Raw genomic sequence first — 6000 nt, 5'->3', positions numbered from 1 at the left:
GCTCGTTATCCGAGCACAAAAAAAGAAGATCCGCTGCGCAGCAGATCTCCTTCACGTCCTCGCGAAAACCGGTGAAGACGACTTTTCCTTGCCATTCCTTCCCGCTTGCCATTTGTCGCAACCGCTCTGCGTAAGCTTCGTTCTCCTCGCGAAACTTCGGCTCGCCGACGATCCACACTTGAATGTCGCAGCCGTCGTCCAGCCAGCAAAGCGCGCCGCGATGAGCGCATCCATCTGCCGTTTCCATGGAGCGATCTGGCCGATGACCGCTATCACTCTTGCGGATGGCGACGCGCCAAGCTCCTCGCGAATCGCTCGGCGATACTTCGCCTTCTCCTCGGCGGTCGCGAATGACAGCTCCACGCGTTGTGCACGACCTTCGCCAGCGTTCGCAGCTCTTCGCCCATGCCAGCTTTGACAGACTCGGAAATGCAAATCAGCTCTTTGACCGTACGTTTCGCGATGAAATCGATCGCTCTTCCGATCCAGCCGCCGGCGGATTGTCGCGAATGTGCCAAACGATAGGCGACGGTGAAGCCACCCGAACAGCGAGACGATTAGACCGGCGCGAATGGAATTGGCATGGACGATATCGACTTCCGCGCTTTTGAATCGCTTCGCCAGCCGCCAGCCTTCGCGCCGCATTCCCGCCAAGTGGCGAACGAGAACGAACGGGTTTTTCGTCAATCTCGCGCGATAGCCCGATATCGGCTCGAAAGCGACGCCCGACACGCGCGCCCGGTCTCCGAGCTCGCCTTCCGGCGCGAAGACGACAGGCTCTGCGTTTTTTAGATTTTTGGCCGTCAGCAGCATGCTGATTTCCGCCCCGCTTACGACCGACGTATGGTTATAGAATCCGATTCTCATCGCACCACCCGCTTATGCCTCTCGCCGATCGCTTGCTCCAGCACTCCGGTTACGGTTCTGGCAACCTGCTGCCACGTGTAGCGCTGCATGACGTGCTCCCGGCAGGACGCTCGATCCGGCACGACGACGTTCCCCGAAGGACGGCGGAAATCGTATAGGCGAGCGCTTCGGGCGAATCGTCGCGGAACAGCAGCTCCGGGTGGAACGGCTCCAATATTTCCTTCGTTCCGCCGTTCGGGGTCCCGAGCACGGGCGTTCCGCATGCGAGAGACTCGACGGTAACGAGTCCGAAGCCTTCCAGCGTAACCGTCGGTACGATGCTGAAATCGGCTGCCTGGTACCATCGCACCAGATCCTCGTTGGATACGCGTCCGACGAATCGAACGCTGTCCCCGAGGCCGAGCTCGGCCGTAAGCCGCTCAAGCTCGCTTCTCATCGTTCCGTCTCCGGCGATGACCAGCTTCGCTCCGGGGACGTCCGACTTCACCTTCGCCATCGCCCGGATCAGCCGATCGATGCCCATTCTTCGAACGAGCCTCCGAATGCAGAAGAGAACCCGATCGCCGTCCGCAAAGCCCAGCTCTCTTCGGATTTGCTCCTGTTATCCGCCGGGCGGAACCGATCGGTATCGACCGCTCCCGGTATGCGATGGATTCGGTCGCTTGCCACCCCGTATTCCTGCTCCAGCACGGTTTGGAAATAGCCGCTCAGTACGACGAACTTGTCGGAACGGTTGTAGGCCAGCTTTTCGACCGTCTTTTTCATACGATACCGAATTTGCTGGCCCGACGAAGCTCCTCGGTCCTCCACCATCGATTCCCTCGCCACGGCCCGTGAAAGTGGGTGACAATCGGGATGCCGCGAGGCAGCTGCCCCTGCCGATCAGCGAGGCGTACAATGCGAAGTGGGGGTTGTATACTTGGGGAGTCCACCTCGAATCGCGGCTTCCGACCGCTTGCCGGAATGCCCTTACCCGGTCCAAGGTGCCTTTGCGTCCTTGCTCCGCAATACCTCTTCCACGTATTCCGGCGCCGAGGTTTTCTCGCCTCCGCCGTTATATAAGCGCGAATGGAATGGCCTTGCTGCGTCATCGCCTTCACGTAATCGGCGAAATAACGGTTCAGCCCTCCGGGCGTATGATCGATCCAGCCCATTCCCGTCGTTAATATATTCATAAGGCAGCTCCTTTCCGTATGCCGTTCAAGCGTCCCGTCTCTCGACCGGACTCCTCCGACGATGTTTGTCTCGTCTTCGAAGCCGGAGAGAAAGCGTCGGCGTCGCCGAACAAGCGCTGTTTTCTCGAATTTTGGCTTCGGCCATTCCCACCAGCGCGTTTGCCGCAGTCTCTCGCATTGAGCGGGCTCGAATCGATATCGAACGACCTTGGCGGTATGCGACCGCAATGGCGTACGCCGGAATATGGCCGGTGACGATCGCTCCGCGCGCCGATGCGTCCTCGATAACGGCTCCCCTCATCACCTTGGGCGCCCGCTCCGATCCAGACGTCGTTGCCGATGATCGGCGCTGGCTTCGGCTGGCTCCAAAGCGAAGCCCCGCCGTCTTCTCCGGGACCGGTCGGGACCGTCAAGCCGCCCGGCGAATACCAGAACGGATGAGTGGACACCGCGTCCAGCGGGTGCTCGTCTCCGCGATGAGGACGTCCGGGGCGATCGAGCAGAACGCGCCTACGCTTCCGGATTCCAATTGGGCTCCGCCTCGTATGTAGCTGTATCGTCCGACGGCAACTTCGGCGGAGACGTATGCGTTCGGCATCACATAGACGGTCGGATCGATGCGCGGCTGCTCCTTGACCGCCCTAGTCGTCCAATATTGCAGAAACCGGTGAAGCAGCAGAGCGGCTTTCCGCTTGGCGTTGTCCAGCATATGAAGGTTCCTCCGTTCTGTCGGCCCCGGCGACGGCGAAGCGACGAATGAATTGCGCCGGATCGGAGAAAATAAGGAGCCGCCTCCCGAAGCCTCCCGGCGTCCCACTCCACCATTTCGTGCGTCTTATCGCCTGCGCGGTCTCTTCGTCGAACAGCGTCCGAATAATCTTGGCCGGTATTCCTCCGACGACGGTACGCGGCAGGCAGGCACCCGTCCGGTGACGACCGCTCCCGCCGCGACGACGGCTCCGTCCTCGATGACGGCTCCGCGAAGGATCGTCGCGCCCGCCCGCGATCCAGACATCGTTCCCGATGACCGGTTCTTCCTTGATTTGCGTCCATCTAAGCTCGTCGGCCGCGAATGACGGATGCGAAGGCGAATACCAGAACGGATGCTTCGATACTCCGGTAATCGGATGCTCGTCGGCTCCGATGGTGACATTCAGGAAATCGAGCAGAACGCTCCGATTTGGCCCGCCGCGATATGCGTGTTATGGCCGACATACGTGTACCGCCGATCGCCGCTCCGGGCTTACGCGGCTGCCGACCTCTATCGTTACGCTCGGATCGACGTTGCCGCCGTTCTTCTGCGCCGACCAGTATTGGATGAAACGCAGCCATTTGTTCAGCCGCGTCGGCCAGCTTTATTTTTCGCTCCCGCGTCTTCATAAGGCATTCACCCAGGCCGGCCTCAATGCTTCGGCGTACCGGTCCGCGCATGCCGAAGCATCGTACTGCTTCGCCTTGGCTGCCGCGGCGGCGCCCATCGCCTTTCTCGCTTCCTCGTTCCTCTTCAAGCCCGCAATCGCTTTCGGCCAGCCGATCCGCATCCCCGGCTCGGCACGATGAAGCCTTCCTTCCCGTGCTCGACCAGATCCTTCATTCCCGTCTGGTCGCTTACAATGACGGGAAGTCCGGCGGCCATCGCTTCGAGCGGCGCCAATCCGAAGCCGTCCTCTACGAGGCGTGCACGCACAGTGTGCGTCTCTGAGAACGGACAGCGGATCTCCCGATTGCTGCCGCACGCCGATACCGAGCTGACGGTAGGAAGCGAGCGAATGCCGAATGGCCCGCCAGCCGATTCTCCGAACAGAATGATCTCGATATCCGGATCGTTCAGACGGCGCACAGCCTCCAGCAAATAAAGGAACCCTTTGCGGAGAGTAACCTGCCCGACCTGCACGATGCGGAAGGGCTGGCCCGGCCGGGCGTCCGGCGGCGGATGCCGTCGGCAGGAGGAGAGAATCGGTTTCGTATCGATGCGAGCGGAGCGTCAGGCAGCTTCTCGGCGGGAAAGCCCCGTCGAGGAATCGTCTGGCGCTGAGGCGGAGGCGATCGTAATGAAATCGAATTTCTTCCGGCGTCGCGTTCAGACGGCCGACCCGAATATTGTCGAACACCGAAGCGTCGAATAACGTCGTGTCTTGAGGGACGTAAGCGGTCTTTTTCCTCCACGTGCCAAGCGTTTGCCGGTCAATCGCAACCGATCCGATGCGAATATCGCCCGCTTCCGGCTCATACAGACCGAGAACAAGCTTGAGAAGCGTACTTTTTCCGCCTCCGCTCGGACCGACCAATGCGGTAGTTGTCCCTTGCTTGAAGACGACCGATACGTTCTGCAGCACAGGTTTGCCCTCTTCATATCCGAAGGATACGTTGTCTACTTCAAGTCGCCGTAATCAGGCAATGGCGCATCCCCTTCCGTCATTGGCTTCGCGTCAGTGGGATCAACCATCTGAAAAACGCGTGCCCCATGCGCCAAGGAATCCTGAATCGCAGCCCACATGTTGGCAAGATGGGCAAACGGATAGAACAAGCGATCATAGGCAATCATGAACGCCGCGATAACTCCAATCTCCATGTTGCCTTTCATCACAAACCAAGCGCCGACACTGAAAATATAAATTTGGCCTATCCAACTGCCGGCGAAAATCGTCAACCCCGAAGCGGTTAACCACATATAGACGCGGATACCGCTACGACGCGTGACCTCCACTTGTTCCCGCCAACGGGCATTAAAAGATTCGCGCAGACCGAAACTTCGCACGACATCGGCGCCTTGCATCTGATCCTGCAGCCTTGAATCCTGAATCGCTTGCGACTCGTTCATCGTCATCTGCCATTTGCGAATCGATTTTCCCATTAGGTTGCTAAGCAATGGAAACAGCAGAGAACTCGCCAATGCGCCTGCTACGAGCCCCCATGAAAGGACCGACAAATATACCAATAAAATAATGATCGAGAGAACTTGTTCTAGCAGTTGTGGGATCCGCTGGTTCAGGCCTTCTTGGGCAGCGACAGCGGATCCGTTCAGACGATTGATCTTGTCTCCTGTATGCCAATTTCCGAAGGTCCGAAGAGGCAGGCGAATCAACCGTCCCAGCACCTCACGCTGCAAATCCAGCGTTGACCGAATGGATAATTTCTGCATTGACCATGCCCGCAACAGAGCGAGTACCATGCCAATGAAGAAGACCGCGGCCAGCATCGCTGCCGCGGACAACATCCCTGAAATGGAGCCGAATTGTACGGCATTGAACAAGCGGCGCATTCCTTCGGCCACTCCCGTAGGCAGCGCCGCGGATGCTATAATGATGACCAGAAGCAGGGAATAGCTCGTCCAATAGGAACGCGCCCATACAAGCAGCTTTCCAAGCACGAGTGCCGGCCGGATCGGATCGAGAGCGCTTTTCGTGTGATTCATGAATTCTCCCTTCGTAAATATTCGAAATGGCAGGGCAATAGTTTCTTTATGAAACATTCGGATGTTGATTTACCGCACCCGAACGTAATCGCTTTGCTACAGGTTCGACGGGTAGTTCACCGACTTCCTGGCGGATTCTTCGATTAATCGGGTAAGTGTATGTAAAATATATTCTCTTGACAATGTTTGCTTATGGTTAATAGTTAATAATGAAAGGATAAGTCGCATATTTAAGTCGGTTTTGTGGGCAGATTCATCATGAACGTCCTTCACGTCCCCCCCCCTTTCACCTCTTAACTAACATAATTAGGAAGTCGCCATTTATCGACATTTTAGCAATTTCGAAAAAGATAACACAATATAGGATTCTTCAGTTTCATTAGTATTCTTCAGTTATATTTCCAAATTAGGCAAAAGTATGATAACCCAGTAAACCGAGATCTCTGAATATGGGGAGGTCTATTCAACCTATCTTCCATTTCTTTGCCGCTGAAGACAGAAGCGTCGGCCGATCCATATTGATTGCTTGAGCCCAACTTTCCA

General features: G+C 57.2%; 9 protein-coding genes and 1 pseudogene. All 10 read right to left on the bottom strand.

All coding sequences use genetic code 11. The annotated features are described in order from the left end of the window. Positions 1-51: 51 nt before the first annotated feature. A complete protein-coding gene (locus D3H35_RS01000; RefSeq protein WP_119147394.1) occupies positions 52-867 on the bottom strand; it encodes a glycosyltransferase family protein in 816 nt (271 codons plus the stop codon). A gap of 49 nt (positions 868-916) precedes the next feature. Further along, positions 917-1411, bottom strand: a complete 495-nt coding sequence (locus D3H35_RS00995) for a glycosyltransferase (protein WP_233567678.1) — start codon at positions 1409-1411, stop codon at positions 917-919. Continuing rightward, complete coding sequence (locus D3H35_RS00990; RefSeq protein WP_158593885.1) at positions 1372-1632, bottom strand: glycosyltransferase family 4 protein; 261 nt, start codon at positions 1630-1632, stop codon at positions 1372-1374. The genes D3H35_RS00995 and D3H35_RS00990 overlap by 40 nt, the downstream gene beginning before the upstream one ends. Further along, positions 1629-2042 carry a glycosyltransferase family protein gene (locus tag D3H35_RS30210; RefSeq protein ID WP_147355695.1) on the bottom strand — a complete coding sequence of 138 codons (414 nt, stop codon included), beginning with the start codon at positions 2040-2042 and terminating at the stop codon, positions 1629-1631. The genes D3H35_RS00990 and D3H35_RS30210 overlap by 4 nt, the downstream gene beginning before the upstream one ends. Then, on the bottom strand, positions 2039-2491 hold the full coding sequence (locus D3H35_RS00985) for an LbetaH domain-containing protein (RefSeq protein ID WP_147355694.1): 453 nt from the start codon (positions 2489-2491) through the stop codon (positions 2039-2041). Before D3H35_RS00985 ends, D3H35_RS30210 begins: the two co-directional genes overlap by 4 nt. Then, positions 2452-2751 carry a hypothetical protein gene (locus tag D3H35_RS00980; protein ID WP_119147390.1) on the bottom strand — a complete coding sequence of 100 codons (300 nt, stop codon included), beginning with the start codon at positions 2749-2751 and terminating at the stop codon, positions 2452-2454. The genes D3H35_RS00985 and D3H35_RS00980 overlap by 40 nt, the downstream gene beginning before the upstream one ends. 126 nt (positions 2752-2877) lie before the next feature. Continuing rightward, positions 2878-3057 carry a hypothetical protein gene (locus tag D3H35_RS30205; protein ID WP_147355693.1) on the bottom strand — a complete coding sequence of 60 codons (180 nt, stop codon included), beginning with the start codon at positions 3055-3057 and terminating at the stop codon, positions 2878-2880. Positions 3058-3546: 489 nt separating this feature from the next. Then, a complete protein-coding gene (locus D3H35_RS34520; protein WP_411675121.1) occupies positions 3547-3882 on the bottom strand; it encodes a glycosyltransferase in 336 nt (111 codons plus the stop codon). 226 nt (positions 3883-4108) lie between these two features. After that, positions 4109-4378: pseudogene (locus D3H35_RS34515) on the bottom strand (ATP-binding cassette domain-containing protein); the annotation flags it as partial. A 35-nt stretch (positions 4379-4413) separates the two neighbouring features. Then, entirely contained in the window at positions 4414-5457 is a 1044-nt protein-coding gene (locus D3H35_RS00960; protein WP_158593884.1) for an ABC transporter transmembrane domain-containing protein, read from the bottom strand. Positions 5458-6000: the final 543 nt, after the last annotated feature.

This window comes from Cohnella faecalis (genome assembly GCF_003570905.1).
Taxonomy (GTDB): Bacteria; Bacillota; Bacilli; order Paenibacillales; family Paenibacillaceae; genus Cohnella; species Cohnella faecalis.
The sequence above is the reverse complement of the archived record's forward strand: the minus strand, read 5'-3'. Positions and strand labels throughout refer to the sequence as shown.

Coding starts and splice junctions, on each gene's coding strand:
- D3H35_RS30210 (WP_147355695.1), bottom strand. CDS start 2,042: ATGAATATATTAACGACGGGAATGGGCTGGATCGATCATACGCCCGGA.
- D3H35_RS30205 (WP_147355693.1), bottom strand. CDS start 3,057: ATGTCTGGATCGCGGGCGGGCGCGACGATCCTTCGCGGAGCCGTCATC.
- D3H35_RS00980 (WP_119147390.1), bottom strand. CDS start 2,751: ATGCTGGACAACGCCAAGCGGAAAGCCGCTCTGCTGCTTCACCGGTTT.
- D3H35_RS01000 (WP_119147394.1), bottom strand. CDS start 867: ATGAGAATCGGATTCTATAACCATACGTCGGTCGTAAGCGGGGCGGAA.
- D3H35_RS00960 (WP_158593884.1), bottom strand. CDS start 5,457: ATGAATCACACGAAAAGCGCTCTCGATCCGATCCGGCCGGCACTCGTG.
- D3H35_RS00990 (WP_158593885.1), bottom strand. CDS start 1,632: ATGAAAAAGACGGTCGAAAAGCTGGCCTACAACCGTTCCGACAAGTTC.